Source organism: Helicobacter sp. MIT 00-7814 (assembly GCF_003364115.1).
In the GTDB taxonomy this organism is placed as follows: Bacteria; Campylobacterota; Campylobacteria; order Campylobacterales; family Helicobacteraceae; genus Helicobacter_F.
Genome location: NZ_NXLL01000005.1, coordinates 37879 through 52711, shown reverse-complemented (window position 1 = coordinate 52711; position 14833 = coordinate 37879). Strand labels below are relative to the sequence as shown.

Annotated in this window: 13 protein-coding genes; 8 read left to right on the top strand and 5 right to left on the bottom strand. The window is 42.6% G+C overall.

What is annotated here, in order from left to right; translation table 11 throughout:
- Positions 1 to 17 precede the first annotated feature (17 nt).
- Both CQA49_RS02580 and CQA49_RS02575 read left to right on the top strand, forming a co-directional pair.
- Entirely contained in the window at positions 18 to 392 is a 375-nt protein-coding gene (locus CQA49_RS02580) for a group III truncated hemoglobin (protein ID WP_115574406.1), read from the top strand.
- A complete protein-coding gene (locus tag CQA49_RS02575) occupies positions 392 to 1237 on the top strand; it encodes a tRNA (5-methylaminomethyl-2-thiouridine)(34)-methyltransferase MnmD (protein ID WP_115574405.1) in 846 nt (281 codons plus the stop codon). The genes CQA49_RS02580 and CQA49_RS02575 overlap by 1 nt, the downstream gene beginning before the upstream one ends.
- 175 nt (positions 1238 to 1412) lie before the next feature.
- Here CQA49_RS02575 and CQA49_RS02570 read toward each other — a convergent pair whose 3' ends face one another.
- Entirely contained in the window at positions 1413 to 2873 is a 1461-nt protein-coding gene (locus CQA49_RS02570) for a hypothetical protein (RefSeq protein ID WP_115574404.1), read from the bottom strand.
- Between the two features lie 211 nt (positions 2874 to 3084).
- On the opposite strand from CQA49_RS02570, the gene CQA49_RS02565 reads away from it, so the two are divergent.
- The 4 genes from CQA49_RS02565 to hemB all read left to right on the top strand — a co-directional run bounded on the left by CQA49_RS02565 (position 3085) and on the right by hemB (position 8879).
- Complete coding sequence (locus tag CQA49_RS02565; protein ID WP_115574403.1) at positions 3085 to 4167, top strand: type I glyceraldehyde-3-phosphate dehydrogenase; 1083 nt, start codon at positions 3085 to 3087, stop codon at positions 4165 to 4167.
- A 51-nt stretch (positions 4168 to 4218) separates the two neighbouring features.
- Positions 4219 to 6477, top strand: a complete 2259-nt coding sequence (locus tag CQA49_RS02560; RefSeq protein WP_115574402.1) for a DEAD/DEAH box helicase — start codon at positions 4219 to 4221, stop codon at positions 6475 to 6477.
- 125 nt (positions 6478 to 6602) lie between these two features.
- Positions 6603 to 7889, top strand: a complete 1287-nt coding sequence (locus CQA49_RS02555; RefSeq protein WP_115574401.1) for an ArsS family sensor histidine kinase — start codon at positions 6603 to 6605, stop codon at positions 7887 to 7889.
- 21 nt (positions 7890 to 7910) lie between these two features.
- On the top strand, positions 7911 to 8879 hold the full coding sequence (gene hemB, locus CQA49_RS02550) for a porphobilinogen synthase (RefSeq protein WP_115574400.1): 969 nt from the start codon (positions 7911 to 7913) through the stop codon (positions 8877 to 8879).
- 7 nt (positions 8880 to 8886) lie between these two features.
- On the opposite strand, the gene CQA49_RS02545 is transcribed toward hemB, so the two are convergent.
- The gene (locus tag CQA49_RS02545) at positions 8887 to 9522 is read right to left on the bottom strand and encodes a MarC family protein (protein ID WP_115574399.1); all 636 of its coding nucleotides are present in this window, start codon (positions 9520 to 9522) and stop codon (positions 8887 to 8889) included.
- A 15-nt stretch (positions 9523 to 9537) separates the two neighbouring features.
- Positions 9538 to 10569, bottom strand: coding sequence for a tRNA 2-thiouridine(34) synthase MnmA (mnmA, locus tag CQA49_RS02540; RefSeq protein ID WP_115574398.1), 1032 nt, complete (start codon positions 10567 to 10569; stop codon positions 9538 to 9540).
- Between the two features lie 183 nt (positions 10570 to 10752).
- Here mnmA and CQA49_RS02535 point away from each other — a divergent pair, with 183 nt between their 5' ends.
- Positions 10753 to 11565, top strand: a complete 813-nt coding sequence (locus tag CQA49_RS02535; protein WP_115574397.1) for an outer membrane beta-barrel protein — start codon at positions 10753 to 10755, stop codon at positions 11563 to 11565.
- 1 nt (position 11566) lies between these two features.
- Here the strand turns inward: CQA49_RS02535 and CQA49_RS02530 are convergent, their stop codons facing one another.
- Together CQA49_RS02530 and CQA49_RS02525 are read right to left on the bottom strand one after the other, a co-directional pair.
- A complete protein-coding gene (locus tag CQA49_RS02530; RefSeq protein ID WP_147288646.1) occupies positions 11567 to 12487 on the bottom strand; it encodes a DUF815 domain-containing protein in 921 nt (306 codons plus the stop codon).
- Entirely contained in the window at positions 12459 to 13202 is a 744-nt protein-coding gene (locus tag CQA49_RS02525; RefSeq protein ID WP_115574395.1) for a hypothetical protein, read from the bottom strand. The genes CQA49_RS02530 and CQA49_RS02525 overlap by 29 nt, the downstream gene beginning before the upstream one ends.
- A 678-nt stretch (positions 13203 to 13880) precedes the next feature.
- Between CQA49_RS02525 and cysK the strand changes: the two genes are divergently transcribed.
- On the top strand, positions 13881 to 14786 hold the full coding sequence (gene cysK, locus CQA49_RS02515; RefSeq protein WP_115574394.1) for a cysteine synthase A: 906 nt from the start codon (positions 13881 to 13883) through the stop codon (positions 14784 to 14786).
- Positions 14787 to 14833 lie beyond the last annotated feature (47 nt).

Genomic DNA, 14833 nt, shown 5'->3' with positions numbered 1-14833 from the left:
ATTTTTAGGGGGAATGTATGTCAGAAATCACGCATGATTCTATCGCAAAGCTTATGGATATTTTTTATGAAAAAATCCGCAAAGACGCCAACCTAGCGCCTATTTTTAATGCCAAAATCGGGGAATCTGATGGCAAATGGCAACACCACAAAAAGCATATTGCGAATTTTTGGAAGCAAATGCTTTTGGGAGAATCTACTTTCAATGGGCAACCACTTAAAAAGCATTTGGAACTTCCGCCATTCCCGCGTGAGCGCTTTGATGATTGGCTTGCGCTGTTTGAAGAGTCCTTGCATCAAGTGTATGATGAGCCCACAAGCGCGCATATTTTGGAGATTGCGCGCGGGATTGCGGGGCGCTTTCAGATGATGATTTATGATATGCCTCACTAATGCTAGAGCTTAGGCAAAGCGCGGATTTGAGCTTTAGCGCGTATAGCGCGGAGTTTGATGAGTGCTACCATAGCTTAAAAGAGGGCGCGCTTAAAGAGAGCTTGCACAAGCACATACAGCCTGCATTTGCAAAAATCTTGCAGAATCTGCGTGCGCAAGGGGCTTTGCAAAGTGTTTCCGCAAATGGCGCTTCTGTAAATGGCGCAAATGGCGCTTTTGGTGGTGTGCGTGATAAAGCGCCAGCGCGCGAGGTTGAAGCAAGCATTAATATTTTAGATATTTGCTTTGGGCTAGGTTACAATAGCTTTGCGACTTTGCTTTATTACGCCACTTACGCGCCAAAGATGAGGCTTAAAATTTATTCCCCAGAAAAAGATTGCGCGCTTTTAGATTCTCTGCTTTCTTTTCCTTATCCGAGCGAGTTTAGCGCGCTTGCTTTAGATGAAATTTTGCACACGCTTATAAATCATGGAATCTATAAAGGCAAAAACGCGGATATTGAGCTTTATAAGGGTGATGCGCTAGAATATGTCAAAAGTCTGCAAAATGCGAGCTTTGATATTATCTACCATGACGCCTTTTCACCGCGCAAAAATCCCGCGCTTTGGAGCGAGGAATATTTTATGCAATGTTTTAGAATCTTAAAGCCAAATGGGATTCTTACTACTTATTCTCAAAGTGCGCAAATCCGCCAAAACGCGATAAACTGCGGATTTTTTGTCTATGATTTTAAACCACAAATTTGTGAAGGCGCAAATAAAATCCGCGGTGGCACACTTTTGCTAAAAGAGCCACTTTTAAAGCTAGAAAACTACATACTTAAAAGCATCGCAAAGCGAGGGTGAGTAATTATTTGAATTATTGGATTGCTTGAGATTTTGCAAATCCGCAATGATGAGAATCTTTGCACGCATACATAAACATTTTTTATTGATGAAACTTAAAAGATCTAAGTTAGGTAAGGAAAAGTAAGTAAGAGAGGGCTTTTAAGCGGGGGTTGCCCGCTTAAAAATTGAAAGGTTAGAACGCGAATTTTACTTCAGCGCGTGCAATGTGAAGCTTCATATCGCCTACAGTTTGTCCATACCAGCTTGTGAAAGTAAAGCGATCATTGAGCTTATAGACAAGTGAAGGTGTGATTTCCACAAAGTTTGTGTTTTTGTTGCTAAGTGATGAAAGCGTGAAGTTATTTTCGTTTCCATGAATGTTGTTTGCACCACCTACATAAGCTACATCAATGCCGAGCTTGAGCTTTTCAGTCGCATCAAGGACAAATTTCGCATAGCCTACCATGAGATTTGTGCCATTTTTACCACCAGAGCCAAACATACTTGCGCCATTTCCACCATAAATTAGCATGTTATGCCATACCATACCACCGAGGTTGAACTCACCTTGATTGTCGATTAGCGCACCATAGCTATCGCCAAAGCTTCCTGTGAAACCAGCTTTTAGCATAAAGCTTCCTTTGCTTGCATAGCTTGCTTGGATATTATACAAACCAGCATTTTTTGCTAAGCCATTATTAAATAAGCCTGCATCTGTTTTGTGGTTACCTACATTAGTAGCACCACCAAGTCCATTATACGCAAGCGCATTACCTGTTAAACCAGCATTATTAATGCTTCCATATTCACCGCTATATTTGCCAAATTGTGTGTAGGCTACTTGCGCACCGATTCTAAAACCGCTTGCGTTGTATCCTAAGTCAAGATAGGCTGCTGCATCTACCATGCGTGAAATATGTGAAAGGTAGAGTTTATAATCTAGCCCATTGCCTTCAACTGCTGGCTTTTCTACCCCAACATAAAAGAGGTTGTTTTTAAAGGAATTGTTGCCGTAGCTATTTGGGGTTGCATTGTTAGTGTAGCCATCAGCTGCTGTATAGCCACCTAGAGTTTGCATAAATGACCAGTCCATTGATGACCATGTGTCGTATGCTGCAGCTTTTAGTGTGGTATTGCCAAATTTAAAGGCTGTGCTTGCACCCACAGCTCTATCCATAGTGCCATCAGTGAAAGGAGTTTTTAAGAACATCATTCCCACTTTCGCGCTGTATTTGCCATCTTCATCAAACTTTTTGCTTAAGAATGCTTCAGACACACCAAACATATTGAGGTTGTCAGCGATACCGCCACCATTGCCTAAGTGTGAGCCACCACTGCCTAGCAAGTCGCCATGTGCGCTATTGCTAGAAGCAGAAAGAGGCATACCACTACCTTGATTATAGTAGAGTCCAAAGCCTGCTTGATAGCCTTCAAAATCCTGTGTGAGGAAGTTTAGATATGACTTAACTTGAAAGCGTGAGCCAGATGCGCGATCGGCTGCGCTTCCTAAACCTGTCTTTTCTGTATAGCGCACAAAAGTTGTGTTTGAAATGCTTGTGCCTTCTAACGCTTCTAAGAAACTCATTGCATTAGCGCTACTAAGCGCACCAAGAGCTGTCAATGCTGCTAGAGAAAGTTTGAATGTTCTGCTCATGTAGAACTCCTTTGTTTTGTTGTTTGCTTAAAGCAAGTTTCATTATAGGTTAAATTGTAAGATTTTTGTAAAGTATCGCTTTATGTCTTTTAAGAATGTTACTTTTTGCGCTATATAGTTTTTTATAGTGTGAAAATATATGCTAGAATTTGGCGTTTGTTAATCAAAATTACAAAGTAATTTCACATAAGAATTTTATTGAGGGACAGCAATGATAACACTCGCGGTAAATGGGCTTGGACGGCTTGGGCGCAATATCATATGTGCGGCGCTAAAGCGCGATGATATAGAGATAAAAGCAACGCATGATATAGCCGATGGCGCGATGCTGGCGTATTTGTTTGAAAATGACAGCGTGCAGGTGCGGGATTTTGTCAAAGTGGCATATGTGGAATCTAGCGGGGATTGTGCGGATTCTGACGGGCAATCTGATAAAGGTGTAGATTCTAACGCGCGCGCGGGCATGCTTGAGTTTGAGCTAAAAAATGGAGTGAAAAAAAGCTTTGCGCTTTTGCAAAATGTCGCGCGTGAAAATCTTAACTTTGGCGCGGTAGATGTGGTGGTGGAATCTAGCGGGAAATATTTGGATTCCCAAAGTGTGGCGATGCACTTAAAAAACGGCGCAAAAAAGGTGATAATCTCCGCCCCCGCAAGCGATGATACGCCAACCTTTGTGCTTGGAGCGAATGAAAATCTCTATAAAGGCGAATCTATCATCTCAAATGCTTCTTGCACGAGCAACGCGCTTGGGGCGATTTGTAAAATGCTAGATTCTGCGTATGGGATAGAATCTGGGATTCTCACCACAATTCATAGCTACACAAATGATCAAAATCTCCTTGATAACGCGCATAGGAGCGATAAAAGGCGTGCGCGCGCTGCGGCGCTTAATATAATCCCAACAAGCACAGGCGCGGCAAAGGCGCTATATAAGGTGCTACCAAATTTAAAAGGCAAGTTTCACGGGCATAGCGTGCGCGTGCCGGTGGCTGATGTGTCGATGATTGATATAAATTTGAAACTAAAAAAAAGCGTGAGCGCAGAAGGAGTCAATGCGCTTTTTACAGAATCTACTAAGGGCGCACTAAGCGGGATTGTGGCGATTGATAAGGAATATAAAGTAAGCAGTGATTTTATCGGAAATAGTCATAGTGCAATCATCGCGGAGGATTTGACTTTTTGCCTACCTTGCGAAAATGGCAGTATGCTAAAGCTCATGGCGTGGTATGATAATGAATGTGGCTACGCGCATAGAATCTTAGATATGGCGGTTTTCATCACGCGCACGCGCTAGGTTTTGCAAGGGGTTTGTGGCGCGCAAAAATTATACAGGGAATGAGGGAAAATGACGCATTTACTTTTGCAAAAAGCGGATTTGAGCAATCCTTGCTTTTCTCTCACGCCAAAAGAGCTAGATTGCGCGCGCAAAGTGGGAATCTCGACGCTGTATGACATTGGACTAAATCCGCCAAAAAACTACGAGCAGAAAAATTTATTGCAAACTTTGAGCGTGTTTGAAAAGCAAAATGCGCTTGAATGCGCGCTACGCGTGGAAATAACGCAGTGCAATAAAGCAGGTTTTGGCAGAAAGGCGTATTTGAAAATAAGCGCGTATAGCTTGGAATTTGATATGCCGATAAATCTTGTCGTTTTTAATCCTAAGCCTTTTATGTATGGCGCGTTTGGCGTGGGGAAAGAGTGTGTGATTTATGGGAAATTGGAGAAAAAATTTTCTCAATATTCTATGGTGCAACCAAAGATTCTCAACCAAAGCGCGGTTGAAAATCTTGGGAAAATTGAGTTGCAGTTTAAAGCGCAGGATTCTAAGAATCTGCGCGCTGTGGTGGAAATGCTAACGCAAAAAGTCTATAACATGCAGAATCTGCTTGTCTGTGGTGTGAGTGAAGCGCATGCAAGGGAATTATTAAGGATTTTTCAGCCAGATGGCGCGTTTGTGAGGGAGTTTAGAGAAAATGGCGGGTTTAGCGCGCAAAGTTTGAATGCTTTGAAGTTTAATGAGATTTTGCGCTATATGCTTATTTTGCGCTCAAAGCGTTTGGAATTTCAGGCAAATTTTGTGTGTAATGGCGAGTATGAAAGCTTTATTAACGCGCTGCCTTTTAGCTTGACAAAGGGGCAGAGGAGTGCGATTGATACCATTGCAAAGGATCTTAACTCACAAAAAGCCGCTAGACGCCTTATAATGGGCGATGTGGGCTGTGGGAAGACGATTGTAATCTTAAGCGCAGTAATGATGGCGTATCCCAAAAAAAGCGTGCTTTTAGCGCCTACAAGTGTGCTAGCAAAGCAACTCTATGAGGAAGCGCGGAAGTTTTTACCAGAATCTGTAAAGGTGAAACTCGTGCTAGGGAGCAATAAGGAATTTACGCAAGGTGCTTTGGAGCGGGAGGATTTGGAACAAGAGAGCTTATTTGCGTTTGCGGATTTGCGAGATTCTGCGGATTCCCAAAATGCGTTGCAGAATCCAAAGCAATCTACAAAAAACCTTACGCAACCAAAATGCGTTGCAGAATCTAAGAAGTCAAAAAATATCGAGTATGAACGCAAAGGTGATATATTAAAAGACATAAATCCTACAGCTACCAACGGCGTTGCAGAATCTACAAATCTAACCAACCAAAAAACGCCGAGTATGAGCGCGCAACGCAGTGGAGCGGAGCCGAGCGGAATTCACTTCCGCGAAGGTGATACAATTAATGAAATAAGCGCGCATTTTATCATCGGCACGCAAGCGCTTTTGTATCGCAATCTTGACTTTGAGGACTGCGCGCTTGTGATGAGCGATGAACAGCATAGATTTGGCACAAATCAGCGCTACAAGCTAGAAAAAATGTTTAGCGCGCAAAGTGGCGCAAATCCTAGCAAACCGCATTCTTTGCAGTTCTCTGCTACGCCTATCCCGCGCACGATGGCAATGATAAACTCGCAGTATATCAATGTCAGCAATATCACGGATTTGCCTTTCAAAAAAGATATCACAACTTCTATCATCGGCAAGAGCGAGTTTAAGGGGCTTATCGCGCATTTGCAAAGTGAGTTTGCGCTTTCTCATCAGGCGATTATCGTGTATCCTTTGGTGGAGGAGAGCGAGCATATTAATTACCTGTCTTTGAGCGAGGGGCGCAAGTTTTGGCAGAAGCATTTTGAGGGCGTGTATGTGACTTCTGGCAAGGATAAGCAAAAAGAGCGCGTGCTGGAGGAATTTAGGCAAAAAGGGAATTTGCTTCTTGCGACTACGCTTATTGAGGTGGGAATCTCACTTCCGCGCTTAAGCACGATTATTATCGTGGCGCCTGAACGGCTGGGGTTGGCGACTTTGCATCAATTGCGCGGGCGGGTTAGTCGTAATGGGCTAAAGGGCTATTGCTTTTTATACACGCATACGACAAATACCGAGCGGTTGGAAAAGTTTGCAAGCACGCTTGATGGGTTTAAAATCGCCGAGCTTGACTTGAAATATCGCAATAGTGGGGATTTGCTAAGTGGCACACGCCAAAGTGGCGATGAGTTTGTGTTTTTTAGCTATAAAGATTCTGAAATTTTAACCGAGGCAAAAAGTGCGATAGAGAATGTGGAATCTTAAAATTCCAATCAAGCAAAAAGGATAAAATATGAATGCAGAGTGTGAGCTCGTTAGTTTGTGCTGGTGTGCTACAATTTAGGAATTTAAAATCTCACAAACACTCTTAAACACACAAAGGCAGGGCGATGAAGCATTTTTGGGATTCTATATTTTTTAAAATTACTTTTTTATTTTTCTGCGCGTTGCTCGGGTTTTTTGCCTTTTCTTACTTCCTTATCAAGGACAAAATCGAGGAAGACAGCAACGCTAATCGCATAAAATACAATCAAATCGTTTCAATGATTAATGAAATCTCGCGCTTTGGCGGAGGCGTGGATATTGTGAAGCGGTATTTGAGTGATTTTGGCTTTGTGGAGGTTGAAGATGGCTTGAAAAAAGAGCGCCTGCAAGAAGAAGACAAAATCCCGCAAAACTTCCCCGGCACGATTGCTAAGGTGCGTAACACGCAACAAGGAATCTACATCCTGCTAGAATCCAACAAAGAAGCCATTTTGTATAAAGACAAGGCGTCGCATTCTTATGAGAGATTTTATTTCATCACACTTGCGGGCGTGGTGATTCTCACCTTTATTTATGTATTGCTCCTCAAAGCGCTTATCCCGCTAAATACCTTGCGCGCGCAGATTTCAAACTCTGAGCAAGACACCATTTTGCGTGTGAAAAAAAATCCAAAAGATGAAATAGAGCTTTTGGCAAATGAGTTTTATAAATTTTCAAACAAAATAAAAGCGCTCAATGAATCGCGCCTTTTGTTCCTGCGCTCAATCATGCATGAACTAAAAACACCAATCACTAAAGGCAGAATCACCGCTGAAATGGTGGAAAATCCCGTGCAAAAAGAGCGCCTTTGCTCGGTGTTTAGCAGGCTAAATGAGCTTATTGCGGAGTTTGCAAAGCTAGAGCAACTAAGCTCAAAAATGTATAAAATCACAAAAAGCGAGTTTTTGCTAGAAGATCTCATACGCGCAGCAGAACAGATTCTCTTAATTGATAAAAACGCGCCTAGCCCAATCACGCTAGAATCCCCTTATGCACTTATCAAGGCAGATTTTGAACTTTTTGTGATAACGATTAAAAATATGCTTGATAACGCCATAAAATACGGCGAGGACGGCAAAGTGCGCGTTTATACCAAAGATGATGGGCTGTATGTGGAAAATAAGGGCGCGCCGCTAAAATTCAAGCTTGATGAGTATTTTAAGCCCTATTTTCGGGATTCTAAAAAGAGCATTCAAGGCTTTGGCTTAGGAATGTATATCATCAAAAACACGCTAGATAGCCAAAATTTCAAACTTCGCTATATCAATGAGGACGGGAAAAATAAATTTATCATCAAAGGTTGTGTAGTGGATAATTTCTGCGCGCTAGAGGATAGACCAAAGCCAAAGGCGCTGGAGATTGAAAAACTCTAATCCCAAAATTTAGGAGGCAAAATGTTTAGACGCTTTAGGAGACTACGCTTAAATCCCTTAAGCAGGGAGCTTGTGCGAGAAAATGCATTGCGTGTGAGTGATTTTATTTATCCGCTTTTTGTGGTGGAGGGAAGTGGTGTAAAAAATGAGATAGCTTCCATGCCCGGCGTGTTTCAGCTTAGCATTGATATGCTTTTGAAAGAAGTTGATGAGTTGCAGAATCTTGGGATTTTCCATATCTTGCTTTTTGGTGTGCCAGAGCACAAAGATTCTTGCGGAAGCGAGGCGCTAAGCGATAGGAGCGTGACTGCACGCGCGCTAAAAGAAATCAAAAAACACGCGCCGCAAATGTTTGTAAGCCTTGATTTATGCTTTTGTGAATACACAGATCACGGACATTGCGGGATTTTGGATAAAAATGGGATTGTGGATAATGACGCGACTTTGGAAATTTCCGTGCAACAGGCAATCGTGCTAGCAAGTTGTGGCGCGGATATGATAGCGCCAAGCGGTATGATGGATGGGATTATTAGCGCACTGCGCTATGGGCTTGATAAAGCAGGATTCCCAAATCTGCCTATAATGGCGTATTCCACGAAGTTTGCAAGTGCGTATTATGGACCATTCCGCGATGTGGCGCAATCTAGCCCTAGCTTTGGCGATAGAAAAACCTACCAACAAGATCCTGCAAACCGCAGAGAAGCGATAATTGAAAGCCTAAATGATGAAAGTGAGGGCGCGGATATTTTGATGGTGAAGCCCGCACTTGCCTATCTTGATGTGGTGCGCGATATTAGGGAGCGCACGCTTTTGCCCCTTGCGGTGTATAATGTGAGCGGTGAATACGCGATGTTGCAATGTGCCAAGCGCGCGGGCGTTATTGATTATGAAAAAGTGATGATGGAAAGCCTTGTGGGAATGAAGCGCGCCGGGGCTGATATCATCATTTCTTATCACGCAAAAGAGGTGGCGGAGATTCTCAAAAAATAAAGAGATTTTAGGGCGCAAGTCCCATGCCACGCAAGCCTGTTACTACCATTTTTGTCCCCATCGCAATAATAAAAACTAGCGCAATACGCGAAAGGATATACAGCACAAGCTTGCCGAGCACGCGCTCAATCATCGCGGCAAAGTGAAAAAGTGCTAACATAAACACAAACGAGCATACAACGCTACCAAGAGCCACGATCATGCCTCGTTCTTCAGAAATCACCACAATCGTAGAAAGTGTCCCCGGACCCACGAGCATGGGAAACGCCATAGGGATAATGCTATGCTTAAAAAGGGTTTCAAAATCTAGCCCTTTGTAATGCGAGTAGTCTTTGTTGGCATTTGCAAATAAGAGGCTTTTTAGGCTCATCACAACAAGGATAAGCCCGCCTGCCACGCGCACATCATCAAGGCTGACGCGAAAAAGATAATTCATAATAAACGAGCCAGAAAGCAGGAAAATCACCACAATGCAAAACGCCACAAAAATAATATTTGCAAAGAGCTTTTGGCGCGTGGATTTTTCCACACCTTCCGTCATTGCGATAAACTGCGGAAGATTGCCAAAGGGATTTAGCACCGCGACTATGGCAATTGAAGCAACAAAAATGGCATGAAAGCTAGATTCTATCTCGCCAAACATTTTCTAAACCTTTTGTTAAAATATCACCCCGCCGCCTAGCACGATGTCTTTGTCATACACCACGAGCGCTTGTCCCTTTGCCACGCCGTAAGCTGGCTCATTTAGGCGCGCAGAGATGATGCCATTTTCCAAAGTTACTTGCGCTTTGATTGGCGTGCTACGATAGCGGATTTTGACTTCATATTCTCCACTTTCAAAGCTCGGCGCAAGGCTAAGATTCTGCGCGAAAACCTCATTTGTCTTTAGCTCCTCTTTCGTGCCTACGATAAGTTCATTACTCGCGGGATTTATGCCTGTCACATAGTGAGGCTCATGCGCGCCAAAGACCTTGAAACCCTTGCGCTTGCCGATGGTGTATTGCATGTAGCCTTTATGCTCACCGATAACCTCGCCCTGCGCGTTTTTCACAAGCCCAGCATTTTCAACCTGCTCATATTTTTTTAGCACATCGATATAATCCGTCTCAACAAAGCAAATTTCTTGAGAATCTTTGTAGGTTTCAAGCGTGCCTAAAAACGGCAAAAGCTTTAGCGCGGTGGGCTTAATATCCACTTTCAAGCTTTCTCCCAAAGGAAAAATAATAGAATCTATAGAATCTTGAGAAAGCGCATAGAGGAAGTAGCTTTGATCCTTTGTGTCATCGACTGCCTTTTGTATGCGCTTAATCCCCTTATACTCGCTAATGCGCGCATAATGCCCCGTGGCTATTTTCTCACAACCCATACTTTTAGCCTTTTCAAATGCCACGCCAAATTTAATAAAAGGATTGCAAATCGAGCAAGGATTTGGCGTTTCCCCGCGTTTATATGAGGCGATAAACTCGTTATACACGACTTTTTTAAACTCCTCTTGGGCGTTGATGACTTCAAAATTTATACCAAGCTCTTTGGCAACTTTTTGTCCGTTATTGATGAAAATCTCGTGTTTTGCTTCTTTATCGTGCAGTTTGAGGTAGATTCCCTGCACTTCGTAACCTTGATTTTTGAGTAAATACGCGCAGTATGAGCTATCCACTCCACCGCTCATAAGTAGGGCAACTTTTTGCATTTATTTTCCTATTTAGTTTGAAATTTTTTAAAGGCGCGCATTATAAGATTTTTTTAAAAACAAACAGCTTAGAAGTAAAAAAATATTTAACCAAATGAAGCTAAAACCCAAAACTTAAGCAAAAGCTAAAGAGGGGGGGGGGTAATATTCCAAAGCCAAATTAAAAATTTTTAAGGAGAAACAATGAAAAAACTTTGTCTTGTGGCGTTAGTAGGGGTATTTGTAAGTATTGGGTTTGCTGAAAGCCTTGATGAAAGAAAGGCGCAATTAGAGCGACAGATTCAGGAATTAGAGGAGCAAAACGCTAAGGAAGCACAGATTAAAGAGCTAGAGGAAAAGCTTAATAAATTACAACAAACCACCGCTAAGCAATCACAGCAAACAAACAAAAGCACGCAGAATCTGCAAACACAGCAAGCACAGAGGCTCCAAACACCACAAATACAGCCAGATTCAAAAATTGAAAGAGATGGTGCATTTTTAGCTATAGGGTTAAATATGACAGAAATAAATACTTTGGCGAGTAATTCACTATTCCTTGATGGACTTAAAATCCCATCTGCTATTTTTTTTGGTGGGCGACTAGGCTATCAAATTTTTAGCGATATTACCCCAGCACTTGGAATGCGTGTATATTTAGATGGATATACCGGAAAAGCAAAAAATGAAAATAATTCAGAAATCAAGGCATCATATTATTTAGTATCAGGAAATTTTGATTTGCTTTTAGAGGCAAACCTTCCTAATACAAACTTCTATTTTGGGATTTTTGTCGGACTTGGCTATGGAATCTATAGCTATAAAGAAACAAATGTTTATTTTAATAAATCACTTCTTGCTAAAGGATTGGTTGGCAATATGGGCGCCGCGCTTACATTTGGAGGAAAACATCGCCTTGAATTCTCTTATAAAATCCCGCCAGTTACAGAGCATGATGGTGAATTTTCATATAAAAGCTCATCATTAGTTGGCATCACATATCAACGCACTTTTTAAGCTAAAGCAACCCACCTAATCCGCCATTGTGAAGTTTGACAAATTCTTTAGCAATGCGTGGATTGCGGCTGCCTTTTTGCGTGGCGAAGTTTAGCGCGCTTTGGCGCACATTTGGCGTGCATTTGACGCCCATAGATTCCACAAGCGCGATGAACTCTTCCGCGCCCAAAGTATAAAATCCAAGCGCAATACCAAACCTATCGCTTAACGCGATAAGCTCATCCTGCGCGTCATTTGTATGCATCGTATCTTGCGGGTAGGATTCTTGTAAAAGGTGGCGCATATTTGAAGTGGCATAAATCAGCACATTTTTTGCCACAGCTTCCAAACTCCCTTCCATAAGGCTTTTTAGCGCCTTGTAGCTTTCATCATTAAGCCCAAACGCCAAATCATCGCAAAAAATAACAAAGCAAAATGGTAGCTCGCGGATAGAATCTAGCACAAAAGGCAAAATTTCTAGGCTTTTTTTAGGAATCTCAATCACGCGCAAAGGCTTTAATAACGCGCTTTCTTGCGTGTGCGCGGAGTGTGTTTGTGCGGAATGCGCTTGTGGAGAGGAAGCAAAGCGCGCAGAGTGAGAATCCGGACTTTTCAAAGGATTTTTCAGCACCTCATCAAAAGGGATTGCAACCTTTGGCGCACTCAATAAAAAATGCGTTAGCACCGCGCGCATAGATGAGCTTTTCCCACAGCCTCTAGCACCCCAAAATAGGGCATTACAAGAATCCTTACCTTGCAAAAAATTCTGGGTGTTTGTGTAGAGAATCTCCATTTGCTCTCTAATGCCAACAAACGCGCCAAAATCTACGCGCTCAAAGTCCCTAATGGCGTGCATCCCGCCACTAAAGCCCTCAAACTCCCCACGATACACGCATGCAAGCGTGCGCTCAAAGTCAATCCCCAGCATTAGAAGTTTTTTCAAGTTTGCAAATATTAACTTCCCTTACGCTAACTTCTTGAATCTTATATAAGCCCATTAGCGAAAACACAAATGAAGCGATTGCCACGCCAACCAAAAAGACGCATAGCCCGCCTATGGCTATAAGCGTAGCTGTATAGCTATCAACAAAAACAAGCATTACAGACTCTAACCTATAACTACTAAGATTTTCCAAACCTCCAAACTCACTCGCAGCCTCTAGCAACACTGACGCAAAGAGCCCAAATAATACGCCAACGCACGCCACCATTCCAATTATAGCGATGATGGAAAGCTTGAAAGAAACGATGAATTCCTTCAAATTTGTGCGCGCACTCATCTCATAAGACATAAGATAAGCCCAATAAATAATAAGCGCATAATACCCAATGGCTAAAACTCCCAATATCGCAAGCGGAATGGCACTCTCATTAAACCCGGCTAAAAATCCCAATACCCAACTTGTAATCTGAAATCCAATGCCAAGCAAAAAGCTAAAGAGAAACAAGCGAAAAACAAAGGTATTGCAAAGCTTGCTAAACTTATACAGCCCAATCATACCCACTACAAAAGAAGCGATTATCCCTATAAAAGCAAGGATATTAACAAATGGAATCACAACCACAAAGCAACAAATAATGTAACTAATAAGAGACCAAAACATAAAGTTTTTGGCACTCTGCAACTCCTGATTGTCCCTAATATTAAGTATTTGCATACAAACCTCCTAAATAAAAATAAACGCATATTATAGCCTAATTTGCTTTTTTATTTGGTGGGAATTTTGCGCTAGAAAATCCAAATCAAAGGAATTCAAGTTACGCATTAAAAATGCGTAACCCTTACTCGCCCCTTGCGTGGTGAAAAAAGCGGTGATTTAGCGTTGTCAGTAGTGACAACGCCCGATTTTTTCTAGCAAGGGAAGTAGCGAGACTCTCCCCCCGAGAGAAGAAAAGCGCGGAGCTTTTCTGGCGCGGGGGGAGTGAGGAGGGGGGAGCGACCTTTTGCGTGAAAAAACAATTTTAAAGAATCTAAAGAGTTTTGAGAAGTGAAAGCAAGAGATTCTGAAAAACAAGATAAAAAGATTCTATTTTTCAGAATCCTTTTTGTTTAGTTCAATCCTACTTAGATTCTTTGTGTTTTCTTTTTTGCAGGGGGACAAGGGGGCTTGAATTGCGAAGTCGCTCCCCTTATCCCCCTGCACCCCCAAACCCCCGACAACGCTTTTAAAGGATTATGCATTGAATGCGTAACTGAAATTCCTTTAGATTCAACGAGAAAAGCAATAAAACTTGACTTATTAAGTATGGGATTGATACAATGCCAGCGCTCACATTAGAGCGAAATCTTTTGCAAGATTTCAAAAGTGGGCGCAACTTCTACAAAAGGCAACACAATGAAAATTTACAACAGCATTACTGATATTATAGGAAATACCCCGATAGTGCGCCTTGCAGGCATTCATGAAAATGTTTATGGCAAGTGCGAGTTTCTCAACCCCAGCCATTCTGTCAAGGATCGCCCAGCGTATAGCATGATCAAACGCGGAATGGATGAGGGCAAAATCAACAAAGACACAACCATCATCGAATGCACCAGCGGGAATATGGGTATCGCGCTTGCGATGATTTGCGCGGATTTAGGGCTAAAAATCATCATCACCATGCCAGAATCTATGAGTATAGAGCGTCGCAAGATGATGAGCTTTTTTGGCGCACAGCTCGTGCTTACACCAGCGAGCGAGGGAATGAAAGGCGCGCTTAACAAATCGCTAGAATTGCTAGAATCCACGCCAAATTCTTTCATGCCAAGTCAGTTTGAAAATCCTGCAAATCCGCTTTCTCATAAGCTGGGCACTGCTAAAGAGATTTTGGAATCTTTTGGGAAAGATTTGGACTTTTTTGTGGCTGGATTTGGCACAGGCGGGACGATTAGCGGTGTGGGCGAAGTGCTAAAAAAAGAAATCCCGCATATTAAAATCATCGGTGTTGAGCCAGCGGCATCGCCTCTCATCTCGCAAGGACAGGCAGGACCGCACAAGATTCAGGGCATTGGGGCAAACTTTATCCCAAAAACGCTTGATAAGGACATTATGGATTCTATCATTTGCGTGGAAAATGACGCGGCAATCGCTATGGCAAAGAAACTCGGTAGCATTGGCGTGATGGTGGGGATCTCAAGCGGTGGCAATGTCGCAATCGCCGAAAAAATCGCCAAAGAAAATCCGGGCAAAAAAGTGCTAACAATGCTTAATGATACAGCCGAGCGCTATCTTTCAACGGATCTTTTTTCAGGATTTTAATTTGTAGCTTATCTCTCCACTTGCAAGGGGATTTTGCCCCTGCAAGC

Excerpts from the sequence above, each read along its gene's own strand:
- CQA49_RS02580 (WP_115574406.1), top strand. The coding sequence starts at position 18 with ATGTCAGAAATCACGCATGATTCTATCGCAAAGCTTATGGATATTTTT.
- CQA49_RS02575 (WP_115574405.1), top strand. The coding sequence starts at position 392 with ATGCTAGAGCTTAGGCAAAGCGCGGATTTGAGCTTTAGCGCGTATAGC.
- CQA49_RS02570 (WP_115574404.1), bottom strand. The coding sequence starts at position 2,873 with ATGAGCAGAACATTCAAACTTTCTCTAGCAGCATTGACAGCTCTTGGT.
- CQA49_RS02565 (WP_115574403.1), top strand. The coding sequence starts at position 3,085 with ATGATAACACTCGCGGTAAATGGGCTTGGACGGCTTGGGCGCAATATC.
- CQA49_RS02560 (WP_115574402.1), top strand. The coding sequence starts at position 4,219 with ATGACGCATTTACTTTTGCAAAAAGCGGATTTGAGCAATCCTTGCTTT.
- CQA49_RS02555 (WP_115574401.1), top strand. The coding sequence starts at position 6,603 with ATGAAGCATTTTTGGGATTCTATATTTTTTAAAATTACTTTTTTATTT.
- hemB (WP_115574400.1), top strand. The coding sequence starts at position 7,911 with ATGTTTAGACGCTTTAGGAGACTACGCTTAAATCCCTTAAGCAGGGAG.
- CQA49_RS02545 (WP_115574399.1), bottom strand. The coding sequence starts at position 9,522 with ATGTTTGGCGAGATAGAATCTAGCTTTCATGCCATTTTTGTTGCTTCA.
- mnmA (WP_115574398.1), bottom strand. The coding sequence starts at position 10,569 with ATGCAAAAAGTTGCCCTACTTATGAGCGGTGGAGTGGATAGCTCATAC.
- CQA49_RS02535 (WP_115574397.1), top strand. The coding sequence starts at position 10,753 with ATGAAAAAACTTTGTCTTGTGGCGTTAGTAGGGGTATTTGTAAGTATT.
- CQA49_RS02525 (WP_115574395.1), bottom strand. The coding sequence starts at position 13,202 with ATGCAAATACTTAATATTAGGGACAATCAGGAGTTGCAGAGTGCCAAA.
- cysK (WP_115574394.1), top strand. The coding sequence starts at position 13,881 with ATGAAAATTTACAACAGCATTACTGATATTATAGGAAATACCCCGATA.